At 70.1% G+C, this 14,609-nt stretch carries 12 protein-coding genes, 1 tRNA gene and 1 pseudogene; 8 read left to right on the plus strand and 6 right to left on the minus strand.

The genetic code is table 11. The annotated features are described in order from the left end of the window. Positions 1-68: 68 nt before the first annotated feature. The gene (locus HF999_RS20610) at positions 69-677 is read right to left on the minus strand and encodes a dihydrofolate reductase family protein (RefSeq protein ID WP_312854225.1); all 609 of its coding nucleotides are present in this window, start codon (positions 675-677) and stop codon (positions 69-71) included. Between the two features lie 59 nt (positions 678-736). Here HF999_RS20610 and zapE point away from each other — a divergent pair, with 59 nt between their 5' ends. Then, positions 737-1,762, plus strand: a complete 1,026-nt coding sequence (gene zapE, locus HF999_RS20615; protein ID WP_168547683.1) for a cell division protein ZapE — start codon at positions 737-739, stop codon at positions 1,760-1,762. Positions 1,763-1,959: 197 nt separating this feature from the next. Here zapE and HF999_RS20620 read toward each other — a convergent pair whose 3' ends face one another. Both HF999_RS20620 and HF999_RS20625 read right to left on the minus strand, forming a co-directional pair. Beyond that, positions 1,960-2,268: a metal-sensitive transcriptional regulator gene (locus HF999_RS20620; RefSeq protein WP_168547684.1), complete on the minus strand. Its 309-nt coding sequence runs from the start codon at positions 2,266-2,268 to the stop codon at positions 1,960-1,962. Positions 2,269-2,273: 5 nt separating this feature from the next. Continuing rightward, entirely contained in the window at positions 2,274-4,535 is a 2,262-nt protein-coding gene (locus tag HF999_RS20625; RefSeq protein ID WP_168547685.1) for a heavy metal translocating P-type ATPase, read from the minus strand. 110 nt (positions 4,536-4,645) lie between these two features. On the opposite strand from HF999_RS20625, the gene HF999_RS20630 reads away from it, so the two are divergent. Both HF999_RS20630 and HF999_RS20635 read left to right on the plus strand, forming a co-directional pair. Continuing rightward, positions 4,646-4,813, plus strand: coding sequence for a hypothetical protein (locus HF999_RS20630; protein ID WP_168547672.1), 168 nt, complete (start codon positions 4,646-4,648; stop codon positions 4,811-4,813). Positions 4,814-4,820: 7 nt separating this feature from the next. Next, positions 4,821-5,339 (plus strand): CGNR zinc finger domain-containing protein, encoded by a 519-nt coding sequence (locus HF999_RS20635; protein WP_168547686.1) that lies wholly within the window; start codon positions 4,821-4,823, stop codon positions 5,337-5,339. A gap of 36 nt (positions 5,340-5,375) precedes the next feature. Here HF999_RS20635 and HF999_RS20640 read toward each other — a convergent pair whose 3' ends face one another. The 3 genes from HF999_RS20640 to HF999_RS20650 all read right to left on the minus strand — a co-directional run bounded on the left by HF999_RS20640 (position 5,376) and on the right by HF999_RS20650 (position 7,870). After that, on the minus strand, positions 5,376-6,938 hold the full coding sequence (locus HF999_RS20640) for an acyl-CoA carboxylase subunit beta (protein WP_168547687.1): 1,563 nt from the start codon (positions 6,936-6,938) through the stop codon (positions 5,376-5,378). 150 nt (positions 6,939-7,088) lie between these two features. Continuing rightward, positions 7,089-7,163: transfer RNA gene (locus tag HF999_RS20645), tRNA-Gly, on the minus strand. Positions 7,164-7,186: 23 nt separating this feature from the next. Further along, complete coding sequence (locus HF999_RS20650; RefSeq protein WP_168547688.1) at positions 7,187-7,870, minus strand: TetR/AcrR family transcriptional regulator; 684 nt, start codon at positions 7,868-7,870, stop codon at positions 7,187-7,189. A gap of 124 nt (positions 7,871-7,994) precedes the next feature. On the opposite strand from HF999_RS20650, the gene HF999_RS20655 reads away from it, so the two are divergent. The 5 genes and pseudogenes from HF999_RS20655 to HF999_RS20675 all read left to right on the plus strand — a co-directional run. After that, complete coding sequence (locus HF999_RS20655) at positions 7,995-9,134, plus strand: VOC family protein (RefSeq protein WP_168547689.1); 1,140 nt, start codon at positions 7,995-7,997, stop codon at positions 9,132-9,134. After that, a complete protein-coding gene (locus HF999_RS20660; RefSeq protein WP_168547690.1) occupies positions 9,131-10,069 on the plus strand; it encodes a fumarylacetoacetate hydrolase family protein in 939 nt (312 codons plus the stop codon). Before HF999_RS20655 ends, HF999_RS20660 begins: the two co-directional genes overlap by 4 nt. Continuing rightward, positions 10,066-11,928 (plus strand): acyl-CoA synthetase, encoded by a 1,863-nt coding sequence (locus HF999_RS20665; protein ID WP_168547691.1) that lies wholly within the window; start codon positions 10,066-10,068, stop codon positions 11,926-11,928. Before HF999_RS20660 ends, HF999_RS20665 begins: the two co-directional genes overlap by 4 nt. Beyond that, positions 11,925-13,517, plus strand: coding sequence for a bifunctional 3-(3-hydroxy-phenyl)propionate/3-hydroxycinnamic acid hydroxylase MhpA (gene mhpA / locus HF999_RS20670; RefSeq protein ID WP_312854226.1), 1,593 nt, complete (start codon positions 11,925-11,927; stop codon positions 13,515-13,517). The genes HF999_RS20665 and mhpA overlap by 4 nt, the downstream gene beginning before the upstream one ends. Positions 13,518-13,640: 123 nt before the next feature. Next, positions 13,641-14,507: pseudogene (locus HF999_RS20675) on the plus strand (IS1249 family transposase); the annotation flags it as partial. Positions 14,508-14,609 lie beyond the last annotated feature (102 nt).

Consider the following 14,609-nt stretch of genomic DNA (forward strand, 5'->3'; position numbering starts at 1 on the left):
ACCCTAGCCAGATCGGCGTCGAAGGCGCGTCAGCCCTCGTGCGCGCGGCGCTGCGGGCTCGCGCACCGTCACCGCGCCCAGCGCGTGTACAGGAAGCCCTCGTCGTCGCCGAGGACCTGCAGGCGACGCCAGTGGTCGGTCGGCAGATCGGGGCCCGCGACGATGCGTCGGCCGTCGCCGCCGACGAGCCTGGGGGCGATCGTCAGGCACAGCTCGTCGACGAGCCCGTCGGCGAGGAGAGCACCCAGCACGCCGGGGCCGCCCTCGGCGAGTACGCGCCGGAAGCCGCGTCGGTACAGGTCGGAGAGGACCTCGCGCAGGTGCACGGAGGCGCCCCCGCCCGAGTAGACGAGAGGTTCGCGCCCGGGTGGGTGGAGGCGGGGCGTGCGCGCGACCTCGCCCCGGGTGACGATCGCCAGCGCGGGGTGTTCCGGCGTGCCGTAGTCCTCGTCGCGCACCGTCGCAGCACCGACCAGGACGACGTCGGCCTGCTCGCGCAGCGCCCGGAACACGCGTCGGTCGCCGTCGCCGCCGAGCCCGCCGGACCGGCCCGCGGCGGTCGCCGAGCCGTCGAGCGAGCTGATCATGTTGGCCCGCACGAAGGCCCGCCCGTCGGCGAACGGGTGGGCGTAGCGTCGGGCGAGGGCGTCGTCGTCCGTGGGCAGATGGTCGATCACGTCACGACGGTAGCGCGAGATTTCTTCACGCGGCGGACCAGCGGATATGATCACCACCCATGACGCTGCATCTCGTGGATCGCAACCCGACGGTGACGCCGGAGCAGATGGTGGAGCAACTGGTCCCGCCGGAGATGTTCAGCGAGGTCAGCTTCGACAGCTACATCCCGGACCCGAACCAGCCCACGCAGGCCGCGGCGGTGAAGATCGGCCGGCGGTTCGTCGATGACGTGATCAAGCTGACCAAGCAGCGCAACAAGAAGGGCCTGTTCGGCCGCAAGGGGACGCCGCCGCACGGCGTCGGCCTGTACCTCGACGGCGGCTTCGGCGTCGGTAAGACCCACCTCCTCGCGTCGATCTTCCACAGCGTCCCCTCGCCGAAGTCCTTCGGCACCTTCGTCGAGTACACCCACCTCGTGGGCGCGCTGGGCTTCAACCGGTGCGTCGAGTACCTCGCCGACCACACGGTGATCTGCATCGACGAGTTCGAGCTCGACGATCCGGGCGACACGATGGTGATGTCGCGGCTGCTCACCGAGCTCGCGGCGCGCGGCGTGTCCATCGTCGCCACGTCGAACACGCTCCCCGGACAGCTGGGCGAGGGACGGTTCGCGGCACAGGACTTCCTGCGCGAGATCAACAAGCTCAGCTCGGTCTTCGAGTCGGTGCGGGTGGACGGCCCGGACTACCGGCACCGCGACCTGCCGCCCGCGCCGGACCCGCTCACCGACGAGGAGCTGGTCGCGATCGCCGAGGCCGATCCGACGGCGACCCTCGACAGCTTCGACGCCCTGTCCGAGCACCTGTCGAAACTGCACCCGTCGCGGTACAAGCAGCTGGTCGAGGGGATCTCCAAGGTGTGCATCAGTGGTGTGCATCCCGCGGACAACCAGACCGTCGCGCTGCGCATCGTCGTGCTCGCGGACCGGCTGTACGACGCGGGCATCCCCGTGCTCGTGTCCGGCGCGAAGCTGGACGAGATCTTCACGCCCGAGATGGTCGCCGGGGGCTACCGCAAGAAGTACCTGCGGGCCACGTCGCGACTGCTCGCGCTCTCGCGCTTCGCCTCGGCCGACGCGAAGTAACCCCCGAACACACCAGCACCCGCCCGGGGATGTGTGGGCCGGGCGGGTGCAAGGGTGAGGGTGTCGGAGTGTGAGACAGGTCTCACTTCACTGACAACACCGATAGTACGGTAACCGGCCGTGCTTACGCGAGCGGTTTGCGCAAATCCTCACGAGCCGGGATCGGACGCCCGTACCGAGCCTTCTGCAACAGTGGTTCAGCGCGTGAACCGGGCGATCGCGTCCGACGCCTCCTTGATCTTGGCAGCGGTCTCGGCCTCATCGCCGGATCGTGCGGCGTCCACGACGCAGTGGCTCATGTGGTCCTCGAGGAGCCCGAGCCCGACCGCCTGCAGCGCCTTGGTCATCGCGGAGACCTGCGTGAGGATGTCGATGCAGTACTTCTCCTCCTCGACCATCCGCTGCAGGCCGCGGGCCTGCCCCTCGATGCGCCGCAGGCGCTTGAGGTACTCGTCCTTGTCGGAGATGTAGCCATGATGGTGTTCGTGGCCGGTCTCAGTGGTCATGGCGATCAGTATTCCTTCTGGGGCCGGAAGCCCCGTAGTCGCAGGCTGTTGCTCACCACGAACACCGAGGACAGCGCCATCGCGGCGCCGGCGAGCATCGGGTTGAGCAGTCCGGCAGCAGCGAGGGGGAGTGCGGCCGCGTTGTAGGCGAATGCCCAGAACAGGTTCGTCCGGATGGTGCTCAGGGTGCGGCGCGCGAGCCGGATCGCGTCGACGACGGTGCGCAGGTCGCCGCTGACCAGGGTGAGGTCCGCCGCCTCGATCGCCGCGTCCGTCCCGGTCCCCATCGCGATGCCGAGGTCCGCCAGCGCCAGCGCCGCCGCGTCGTTGACCCCGTCCCCGACCATCGCGACCACGCGACCCTCGACCTGCAGGCGCCGCTCTGCGTCGACCTTCCCGGAGGGGAGCACGTCGGCGATCACCTCGTCGATGCCGACCTGCGCGGCGATGGACCGGGCGGCGCGTTCGTTGTCGCCGGTGAGCATGATCGGCCGCAGGCCCAGCCCGACCAGGCGCGCCACGGCGTCCGCGGAGGTGGGCTTGACCTCGTCGGCCACGACCAGGACGCCGCGGGCGGCGCCGTCCCAGCCGACGACCACCGCCGTCCCGCCGCGGGCCTGGGCCTCGTCGAACCGTGCGCGCAGCTCCGCGGGAAGGGGCATGCCCTCCTCGCCGAGGAGCGCGGGGCGTCCGGCGGTCACCGTCCGGCCCCCGACGGTGCCGCGCACGCCCAGGCCGGGAATGCTCGCGAATCGTTCGACGGTGCCCGGCGCGGGCGCCGCGGCCGAGATCGCGCGGCCGACCGGGTGTTCCGAGCCGGACTCGACCGCGGCTGCGACGGCGAGCACCTCGTCCTCGTCCTCGCCGGGGGCGGCGTGCACGGCCTGCAGCCGCATGATCCCGGTGGTCACGGTGCCCGTCTTGTCCAGCAGCACCGTGTCGATCCGGCGGGTGGACTCCAGGGCCTCGGGTCCCTTGATGAGGATCCCGAGTTGCGCGCCGCGGCCGGTGCCGACGAGCAGGGCCGTCGGCGTGGCCAGCCCGAGCGCGCACGGGCAGGCGATGATGAGGACCGACACGGCGGCGGTCAGCGCCGCCGACGCCGACGCGCCGGTGCCGAGCCAGAAGGCCAGCGTCGCGACGGCGAGCACGATCACGATCGGCACGAAGACCGCGGAGACGCGGTCCGCGAGGCGCTGCACCTGGGCCTTGCCGGCCTGTGCCTCCTCGACCAGGCGGCCCATCCGGGCGAGCTGGGTATCGGATCCCACGCGCGTCGCCCGGACGACGATCCGGCCCCCGGCGTTGACGGTCGCCCCGGTCACGGCGTCGCCGGGCTGTACCTCGACGGGCACGGACTCGCCGGTGAGCAGTGAGGCGTCGATCGCGGACTGGCCCGACACGACGATCCCGTCGGTGGCGACCTTCTCGCCCGGTCGAACGACGAACTCGTCGCCGACGACCAACTCGCCCACGGGGATCGGCGTCTCGATGCCGTCGCGGAGCAGCGTCGCGTCCTTCGCACCCAGCTCCAGCAGGGCGCGCAGTGCGGCCCCGGCCCGACGCTTGCTCAGGGCCTCGAAGTACCGGCCGGCGAGGAGGAAGACGGTGATACCGGCGGCCGCCTCGAGGTAGATGTTGCCGGCACCGTCGGTCCGCTCGATCGTGAGCCGGAACGGGTGCGTCATCCCCGGCATCCCCGCGGTGCCCCAGATCAGGGCGTACACCGACCAGCCGTAGGCGGCCAGGGTGCCGAGCGTGATCAGCGTGTCCATGGTGGCCGCGCCGTGGCGCAGGTTGGTCCAGGTGGCGCGATGGAAGGGCAGGCCGCCCCAGAGCACGACGGGGGTCGCGAGCGCGAGCGAGACCCACTGCCAGTACGGGAACTGCAGCGCCGGGATCATCGCCAGGGCGATCACGGGGACGCTGAGCACCAGGCTCACCACGAGTCGCCGGCGCAGCGCGTCGACCGGCGCGCGGTCGCGTCCGGCGGTGCCCTCGGCGTCCGGGTTCGACGGTGCCGGCACCCGCGCGCCGTACCCGGCGCCCTCGACCGCCTCGACGAGCCGCTCGACGGGCATCTCGGCCGGCGCGGTGACGTGCGCCCGTTCGGTGGCGAAATTGACGGTGGCGGTGACTCCGTCGAGCTTGCTGAGCTTGCGTTCGATGCGGTTCGCGCACGACGCGCAGGTCATGCCGTCGATCTCGAGGTCCACGACAGCGGGTGCGTGCGCATCGGTGGCCACCGGTACTCCTTCCGTCGACATGATCGCATTATACCCCCCTAGGGTACGCGGCGCGGCGTGCTGCGACGGGCGGCGGGGGCGGCGGATGTAACGGTTGAAACGCCTGATGCTCACGTTCCACGCTGGTGGGCATGAACGAGATCACGCACCTGGCCCATTCCTGGGTGACCGAGTCGCACCATCCGACCAGCGAGGGGGTGGTGCTGTACCAGCGTTGTTCGTGCGGCGTGCGGAGGATCGCGCTCGTCGCGCCCGAGTGCCCCACCGTCTGGCCCGAGATCGCGGCGAAGGCGGGATGATCGTCGCGTGCAGTTCGATCACGACAACATGACCGGCGTCCGGCTCTCGGTCGACCTGGTCAATCTCCGGGCCGACGGGGCCTGGACTCCCGAGCGTGTGGTGGGCGCCCTGCGCGACCACGAGATCCGCCGGATCGACGTGGACGTCGACACGATCGCCGGACTGCACGACTGGACGGCGCTGCTGCGCGGCCCCTTCGACGCGGGCACCGTCGACGAGCGGTGCGACGCCGTCAACGCGCTCCTGGCGGCGGGCACGGCGGGGATCTACCTCACCGCGCACGACGCTTGGCGCCCGCATCTGCATTTCACGCCGGAAACGGAATCGCTGCTGGGGCGGGTGCGGGCCGTGACCGCCGGCGGGCTCGCCGTGTTCACCACCGAGGCGGAGGGGACCAGGCTCGGGACCTGCGCCCGCGCGGGCTGCGATCGGGTGTTCGCCGATACCAGCCGGGGCGGACGCCAGTCCTACTGTTCGCCGCGGTGCGCCAACACCGATGCCGTGCGGCGGCACCGTCGGGCGTGAGCGGCGCGGGCCCGGGCGGACCCGGCAGGACGCGGGTCAGATGGGGGAGATCGACCGTCGTTTCTGCGGCACCCGCGGAGGGCGACGTTTGACCCGCTGCAGTGCCTCGGCGAGCATCGGTCGGGTGGCTGAGGGCAGCACCACGTCGTCGATGCCGAATCCGTCCGCCGCGAGCAACGGGTCGACATTGGCCTTGAACAGGGTGATCAGATCGGTGCGGGCCTGGTCCGGGTCGGGCGCCGACTCGTACTGCGACCGGAACGCCAGGTCGACGGCGCTGTCGATCGGAATGGCGCAGATCTCCGCGGTGGGCCACGCGAGGGACAGGTCCGCGTGGATGCTGCGCCCGCCGCCCATGGCGATGTATGCGGCGCCGTAGGCCTTGCGGGTGACGATCACGAAGCGGGGCACCGTGGCCGCGCTGAGCTCGTAGCCGAGACGGGCGCTGCGCCGCACCAGGTTCGTCTCCTCTGCTCCCGCGCCGACGAGGAAACCGGGCAGGTCGATGAGGATGAGGATCGGCAGGCCGAAGGCGTCGCACACCGCGATGAAGTGCGCGGCCTTCTCGCACGCGTGCGCGTCGAGCGCGCCCGCGTGGACCCGCGGCTGGTTGGCCACGACGCCCATCGGGCGGCCGTCCACGCGCACCAACGTGGTCACGAGATTCGGTGCGTGCGTGCGCTTGACCTCGAAGACGCTGTCGACGTCCGCGATCGCCTCGATCACCTCGACGACGTCGTAGGCCTGCCGCATCGACGCGGGGATCATCGTGTCGATCGTCTCCGCCCCGTAGCCGGGACGGTGCGGGCCGGCGTTGATCAGCGGCTGTCCGGCCGCCGACGGCGGGAGGTAGCTCAGGAACGCGCGGATCGAGTCCAGTGCCTCCTGCTCGTCGGAGGTCACTACGTCGACCACGCCGCGCTGCGCCTGCAGGTCCGCGCCGCCGATCTCGTCGTTGGTGAGGTCCTCGCCGGTGGCCGCCCGGACGAGCGGAGCCGAGGAGATGCCGATGGTGCCCATGCCGCGGACGATCGTCACGAAGTCGCAGCACGCGGAGAGGTTCGCGGGGGCACCGAAGCCGGGCCCCATCATCGCCGCGACCAGCGGCACGTGCCCGGAGAGGTCGGCGAGGCGCAGCAGGAGTTGGGATCCCGGCGCCGCGAGGCGGGAGTCGAGCGCCTCCTGCATGCGGTGCCCGCCGCCGTCCATGAGCATGATCAGCGGGATCTCGTCGAGGAGTGCGCGTTCGGCGCAGCGATCGAGCTTGGCCATGCCGGTGGCGCCGTTGCTGCCGCCGAGGACGGTGAAGTCGAAGGCGGCGATCGCGGCGGGCCGGCCGTCGACGTAGCCGATCCCGGTGACCACCCCGTCGCCGGGCGCGACCAGGGGAGCGGCGCCCTGCTGCGCCGGCCCCGGACCGGCGAGGGCGCCGAACTCGTGGAAGCCGCCGTTGGCCAGTACTGCGACCCGTTCGCGCGCCGTCATCTTGCCGCGCGCGTGCTGTTTGGCGACCTTCTCGGCGCGCGCCTCGTCGGATACGGCGTGGTAGGCGTCCCGGACGCGGTCGTTGAGCGCCTGCTCCGGCGTGGAATCACTCACCGTCGGAAGTTAGCAGGCGATCACGTGTCGATGGACAGCCGGGCGGGTTCCGTCCATGTCCGCAGGTGGGGTGTTCGACGGTGCCCCGCCCCGCCGTCGTACGGCGTCCGGAATGGCTGAAGCCCCGACCGCGTACGCGATCGGGGCTTCTGGAGCGGATGACGGGATTCGAACCCGCGACCCTCACCTTGGCAAGGTGATGCGCTACCACTGCGCCACATCCGCGTGCCTCTCGGGCGAACAACAAATTACACGACTGTCGTGTCGGGAGACGAATCGCCTGGTGGCCGCTGTGCGACTGTGCCCGCGGTGTCGGGGAGGGGAAGTGCGACGAGCGCGGCGATGTCGCTCTCGTGGACGCCGAAACTCTGCAGCACGTGCGCGGTGACGATGTCGGTGGCCTGTGCCTCGTCCCGGTCGGGGTGCGCGAAGAGCAGCACTGCCAGGGACAGTGCCGCACCCGACGCGACCGTGAGTGCGAGTTCGGCGTCGCTGACGTGGAACCGCCCGGCCGCGACCGCGGCGTTGATGTCTCGGCGAGCGCGGGGGAGTAGGCCCGTGTCGGCGTCGAGGAGGCGCGGGCCGTGGTTGATGATCACGCGGCTCATCTGCGGGAGGCGGCGGTGAAGTCGTCCGGTGAGCCGGAAGCTCTGGGTGAACGCCTCGGCCGGGTCGGCGATGTCCGCGGTCAGGCTGTCCATCATCGCCCCGTGGTCCTCGATGGCGTGCAGTACCGCGGCGTCGAAGAGCTCGTCCTTCGTCGCGAAGTGGTTGTAGAACGAGCCCGTCCCGACGTCCGCCAGCGTGGTGATGTCGAGCACCGATGCGGACGTCTGGCCCTCGGCGAGCAGGTGCTGCGCGGCCCGCAGGAGCGACAGGCGCGTGTGCTGCTTGCGTCGCTCGGCGCGTGTGAGTGCATCGAGATTGGTCATCTGCCCTCGTTTCTGTGGGTCTCCATGATCGCAGACCCCGGTCCGGCGAAAGCCGCCCACCGTGCAACAAGTGACGATATGCTCGCAACTGACGAAATCGTCAGTTAAATGAGAGGAGGGGTTGATGTCGATTGCATCTGGTGTCCATGACGGGCTGCACGCCGACGAAGGGGCCCGACCCGGCGAGCATCCCGGTCGCCATCCGAATCCCGTGATCAAGGTGAACGACCTCGCGTGGCTCGAGTTCGACAAGCCCGATCTGGTCCGCACGGCCGCATTCGCCGTCGACTTCGGGTTCGCACCCACCGTCCAGACCCGCGACGTCCTGCACCTGCGCGGCGCGCTTCCCGGGGCGCCGTGCGTGATCGTCCGCCGCGCGAAACGGACCGCGTTCACCGGCATGGCCTTCCGGGCGGCCGACCGGTCCGATCTGAACGCCATCGCTGATGCGTGGGGTCGGCCCGTCGAGCCGCTGGACGATGCGCTCGGGGGCAAGGCGGTCACCACTCGGGATCCGAGCGGATGCCGGGTGCGGGTGGTGCACGGAGTGACCGAATGGCCCGCGCTGCCGCTGCAGGAGGTGCGCGCCGAGTTCAACTTCGCGGGGGCGCGCTCGCGGTCGAACAGCGCTCAGCGCCCTCCGCGCGCGCCGGCGGTCGTCGAACGGCTCGGCCACGTCGTGCTGCAGTCGAACCGCTATCTCGCTGCGCTGAACTGGTACCTCGAGCACCTCGGGCTCATCGCCAGCGACTTCCTCTACTACCCGGGCCAGCGGGATCGCGGACCGGTGATGAGTTTCATCCGGTGCGACCGGGGTGCGGCACCGTCGGACCATCACACCCTCGCGATGAACCTCGGCCCGGCGAACCGGTACGTCCACTCCGCCTACCAGGTGTGCGATCTGGACGCGCTCGCGGCGGGAGGCGAGTACCTGCTCACACGCGGGTACGACCGGTCGTGGGGCGTGGGCCGTCACATTCAGGGCAGCCAGATCTTCGACTACTTCCGGGATCCGGACGGTTTCCTCGTCGAGCATTTCACCGACGGCGACCAGTTCGACCAGTCCGTGACCGCCGGTTGGGCGCCGATGGCGGCCTCCGGCCTCAATCAGTGGGGTCCCCCCGCGACCGCCGACTTCCTCGGGATCAAGCCCAGCCGGGCTGCGCTCGAGGAGTTCGGATCGATCCTCTCCTCGTTGCGGTCGTCCGACAACGAGTTCGACGTCCATCGCCTCTTCGGCCTGTTGAAAGTTGCGCGCTCATGAGCTTGTCCGTTCTTCGTACCTCCGATGCCTGGTGGGTCCGTGTGCCCGCCGGCGCTCGCCGCATCGACACCACCGCCACCACTACCGCCGAGCTGATCGCCGACCGGGACGCGGTCGCGACCGCCGCCGCCGCGGACACCGAGGTGGTGGACATCGCGTCGCTGACCCTGGTGTCGCCGGTCACCGCGCCCTGCCGAGTGGTCGCACAGATGACGAACTACGTCTCGCACGTGAAGGACTCGGGAATGGACCCGGAGAAGGTGCCGCTGACCTTCTTCCGCAAGGCATCGGGGTCGATCGCCGGGCCCTTCGACGACATCGTCAAGCCCGCGCACGTCTCGCTGCTGGACTACGAGGTCGAGATCGGCATCGTCTTCGGACGGACGGTGCCAGTCGGTGCGTCGGTCGACGATGCCGCCCTCGCCGAGGCCGTCGCGGGGCTCGTCGTCACCAACGACGTGTCGGCCCGTGACGTACAACTGCCGAAAACGCAGTTCTACGAGGCGAAGTCGTACCCCACGTTCACCCCGGTCGGGCCGGTCCTCGTGCTGTTGGAGCCGGGCGACTGGGAGAAGTTCTCGACGCTCACCCTCGAACTGCGGGTGAACGGTGTCACGCGGCAGAACAGCACCGTGGCGGACATGATCTACAGCCCGCTCGAAGCGCTCCGGACGCTGTCCCGGTTCCAGCAGGTCGACCCGGGTGACCTGTTGCTCACGGGGACGCCCGGCGGCACGGCACTGACCGCGCCCCCGAAGCCGGTGGAGATCATCGCCGGGCTGCTGCCCGCGCACCTGAAGTGGAAGATGTTCTTCAAGCGCCAGGCGGACAACCCGAAGTACCTGCACGACGCGGACGTGGTGGAGGCCACGATCCGCTCGGGTGACGGCACCCTGGACCTGGGGACCCAGCGCACCGTGGTGCGGTACGCATGACCGCGGCCCCGACGACGATGTGGCCCCGGTACGACGGCCCCGCCGACCTCGCAGCCATCGAGTCCGTGCCGCTCGATCAGCGCGGTCTGCCCGCCTCCACCTACGACGCACTGGCGAGGGCGGCCACGGCGTGGCCGGATCGTCCTGCGGTTCGAGTCCTCGCCGATGCGGAGCGGTGGGACGACCCGATCGAGCGCACGTACAGCGAGCTGCTCGCAGCGGTGGATCATCACGCCTCGGTCCTCCGCTCGGCAGGGGTGGGCCGCGGAGACGCGGTAGCCGTCCTCTCGCCCAACTGCCTCGAACTCGTCGAGACGATCCTCGCTGCGCAGCGGGCCGGTGTCGTGGCGCCGGTCAACCCGGCGATGGATGCTCGCCACGTCCGCGCACTGCTTCGCCGCTCGGGCGCGCGGGTGCTCGTGGCCGCCGGGCCCGATCTGGACCCGGAGGTGTTCGCCAAGCTCCCCGAGATCGTCGGCGACACCGAGATCGACACCGTGTTCCTCCTGCGTCCCACCGCTGGTGGGTCCGCGGCCGCACCGTCGATTCCCGGGGCCGGAACGGTCGCCTACCTCGCCGAGGAGCCCGCAGGCCCGGCGCTGGACGACGCGCCGAGCGCTGACGACATCGCGTCGTTGTTCCACACCGGCGGCACCACCGGCACGCCCAAGCTGGCGGCGCACACGCATCGCAACGAGCTCGCGAACGCCTGGATGATCGCGGCGCACAGCATTCTCGACGAGCGATCGGTGATCCTCGCCGGCCTTCCGCTGTTCCACGTCAACGCGCTCATGGTCACCGTGCTCGCGCCGATGCTGCGTGGTCAGACCGTGGTGTGGGCCGGGCCGCTGGGGTACCGCGACAAGGCGCTCTTCGGCGTCTTCTGGCGTCTGGTGGAACGGGAGAGGATCGCGACGATGAGCGCCGTGCCGACGGTGTACTCGGTCCTGGCGCAGTGCCCGGTCGACGCCGACATCTCGAGCCTGCGGATGTGCATCGTCGGCGCGTCGATGCTTCCTCCGGCGGTCCGGGTCGCGTTCGAGACACACACCGGCACAGCCCTCCTCGAGGGCTACGGCCTCACGGAGGCGACATGCGGCAGCGCCCGCAGCTTCCTCGACGGCCAGCCCGCCGGCTCGGTCGGGCAGCGGATGCCCTACCAACGGATCGCCGCGGTCGACGAGTCCTGGTCCCCGGTACCGGCGGGGTCGGTGGGCCGGGTCGTCATATCCGGTCCGACGGTGTTCGCCGGGTACGTCCGCGGGCGCACCCCGGACGGCTTCCAGCTCGACAACGCCGGCAGCGTCCGGGAGGGGTGGTTGGACACCGGCGATCTCGGCTCGGTCGACGCCGACGGCTTCCTGACGCTGACCGGCCGCGCGAAGGACCTCATCATCCGCGGTGGACACAACATCAACCCGGGTGACATCGAGGATGTACTCCTCGGGCACCCCGATGTCACCGGTGCCGGCGTCGTCGGACGCCCGGACATCCACAGCGGTGAGGTGCCGGTCGCCTATGTCACCGTCCGCGCCGGGTCCACGGTCAGCGGTCAGGACCTGGAGTCCTGGGCGGCCGGTCGGGTACCGGAGGCGGCGGCGGCACCGAAGGCGGTCACCGTCGTCGATGTCCTCCCGGTGACCGCGGTGGGCAAGCCCTACAAGCTCGATCTGCGCGCCGACGCCACCCGCTCGGCGTTGCACGCCGCTCTCGCCGAGAAGGGGGTCGAGGCCGAGGTCGTCACGCGAGTCGAGGACGGCGCGGTCGTGGCGGTCGTCACGCCACCGTTCGGGGACCGAGACCCGGTGTCGCACATCCTCGATGCCTTCCCGGTCCGTTGGGAATGGGCGGAGCGGTGACGGGCGTCCGGAAGAGCCCCGTCGTCATCATCGGCGCGGGGCCGACGGGGCTGACGGCGGCAGCGCTGCTCGCCGACCACGGCGTGGCGTCCGTGGTACTCGAGCGCTGGAATGACGTCTATCCGCAGCCACGCGCGGTGCATCTGGACGACGAGGTGTACACCGTGCTCGACCGGCTCGGGCTGGCCGCGGAGTTCGCGGCCATGTCCCGCCCGGCCCGGGGCATGCGACTGGTCACCGACAGCCTCGAGGTCATTGCGGAGCTCCCGCGCGACAGCGAGATCGGTGTGCACGGCTTCCCCGCGGCATCGATGTTCGATCAGCCCGAACTCGAGCGACTGCTCCGGGCCGCCGTTGCGCGTCGAAGCCACCTCGTCTCGCTGCGCGGCGGCGTCGAGGTCGAATCCGTCACCCAGGGCGACGATTCGGTGACGGTGCACGCCACCGATCGCGATACCGGCGAACCCGTGGTCGTCGAGGGCGGTTACGTACTCGGGTGCGACGGGGCCGGCAGCAGGACGCGATCCGCCATCGGCGCTCAGTGGCGCGACCTCGGATTCAGTCAGCGCTGGCTCGTCATCGACATCGAGACCGCCGTCGAACTCGGGCAGTGGGAGGGTGTGCAGCAGGTCTGCGACACCCGGCGGGCCGCGACCTACATGCGTATCGGGGATTCCCGCTACCGGTGGGAATTCCAGCTGCTCGATGGCGAGAGCGCCTCGGACTACCGCGATCTCGCCGCGTTGGTACCGCTGCTGCGCCCGTGGCTGGGCGATCACGACGACTCCGATCTCCGGTTGATCCGGTGCGCGGAGTACACGTTCAACGCGCGAGTGGCGGACAGGTGGCGCGAGCGGCGGATCTTCCTACTGGGCGATGCTGCGCATCTGACCCCTCCGTTCATCGGGCAGGGGATGGGTGCGGGCATCCGGGACGCGGCGAATCTGAGCTGGAAGCTGGCGGCCGTTCTCGCCGGCGGAGTGCCGCCCGCGAGTCTCGACAGCTACGAGAGCGAGCGCACGCCGCACGTCGTCGGTCTTATCCGGCTGGCGGTCATGATCGGCGCGACGATGACCGGCGGTGGACGTGCCGGCGATACCCTTCGCCGGACCTTCGCGCCGCTGCTCGCGCACGTGCCCGCGTTCGTCTCGCGCTTGACCGACAGCGCCACGCCGCCGCTGTCGCAGTCGTACTTCGTGCGTCGTGTCGGCGTGGGTGCCGCGCTGCCGCGTCCGCTCCGCGGGTCCATCGGCGCCGACGGCCTCGCGGGGACCCTGGTCCCGAACTCCGAGTTGCCTTCGGCCGGTGCCGGCGTCCGCGGGGAACCCGGACACTTCACCCTGATCAGTCTCGACGCCCCGACGGACGAACAATGGTTCGAGATCGCCCGCCGCGGGGCGTCGATCCTCCAGACGGAGGAGTCGAGCGGCCTGGGGGAGTGGCTGCTCTCGCACCGCGCCAGGGCGGCGGTCGTGCGGCCCGACGGTGTGGTGATGGCCGCGGGAACCGGAGTCTCGAAGGTCTACACCCAGGTCCCCACCGTTCCTCGGGATCCCGGGGACGCCCGTCTCGGGGCGGGCTCGGGGTAGTGCGGTTGCGCGCGCCTTGCGCGCCCGGTCGGGTTATAGGCCAGAATGTGTGTATAGAATGCCGTGAATCTGGGCTCTGACCTGCATAGATGAGGCTCTGAACATGCTCTGGGAGCATGTTCAGTGTCGGTTGCCCGTAATTCCCCCACCTGTGGTGTATGTGGATCAAAGCTGGTCCGTAACGGCGTGACCAGCGCCGGCCGGACCCGCTGGCGCTGCAAGAGCTGCGGCGCGTCGAGCACCCTGTCCCGCCCGGACATCACCCGCAAGGCGCAGCTCGGAATGTTCCACACCTGGGTGCTCGGCGGCGTCCCGCAGGCTCAGGCGGCCTCCAGCGCGAGGACCTTCCGCCGCGACACGGCCTGGTGCTGGCGGATCGAAGTCCCACCACCATCGCCCCCGACAACGGCACCTGATGTGGTGGTCCTCGACGGCACCTACTTCCAGTCCTGGTGCCTGCTCATCGCCACCGACGGCGCCGATGTCATCGACTGGCAGTGGTGCGACAGGGAGAAGAAGATCGCCTGGCAGCAGATCCTGCAGCGGCAACCCGCCCCGGCGATGGTCGTGATCGACGGAGGCTCCGGCCTGCACGCCGCCCTCAATGACACCTGGCCGACGACGAAGATTCAACGCTGCTATTTCCACATCTACCAGAACGTGCGCCGTCACTTGACCCTCAAGCCACGCCTACCCGCTGGGCAGGAAATCCTGTTTCTGACAAAGGCTTTGATGAAGGTCGCCGACCCAGATCAGGCGATCGCCTGGCTCCTCGAATACAACGAGTGGGAGATGCGCTGGGACAGTTTCCTCAAGCAGAAGACCTACGCCCGCCCTGACATCACCCGCCCGACGAACATCCCCAAAGACCGCACCTGGTGGTACACCCACCAGGCCCTACGCAAGACCCGCAGCCTGTTCCGACACCTGCTACGCACCTCCAGCATGTTCACCTGGCTCGACCCGGAGCTTGACCCGGTTTCCCGGACAGTTTGGGTTGGTGGTGTTCAGGCTACCTGTGTGGTGGCGTGCAGGGATTCGTAGTAGAGGTTCTCGAACTCGATCGGCGCGAGGTATCCGATACTGGAATGC

The sequence above is a fragment of the Tsukamurella spumae genome, assembly GCF_012396015.1.
Classification (GTDB): domain Bacteria; phylum Actinomycetota; class Actinomycetes; order Mycobacteriales; family Mycobacteriaceae; genus Tsukamurella; species Tsukamurella spumae.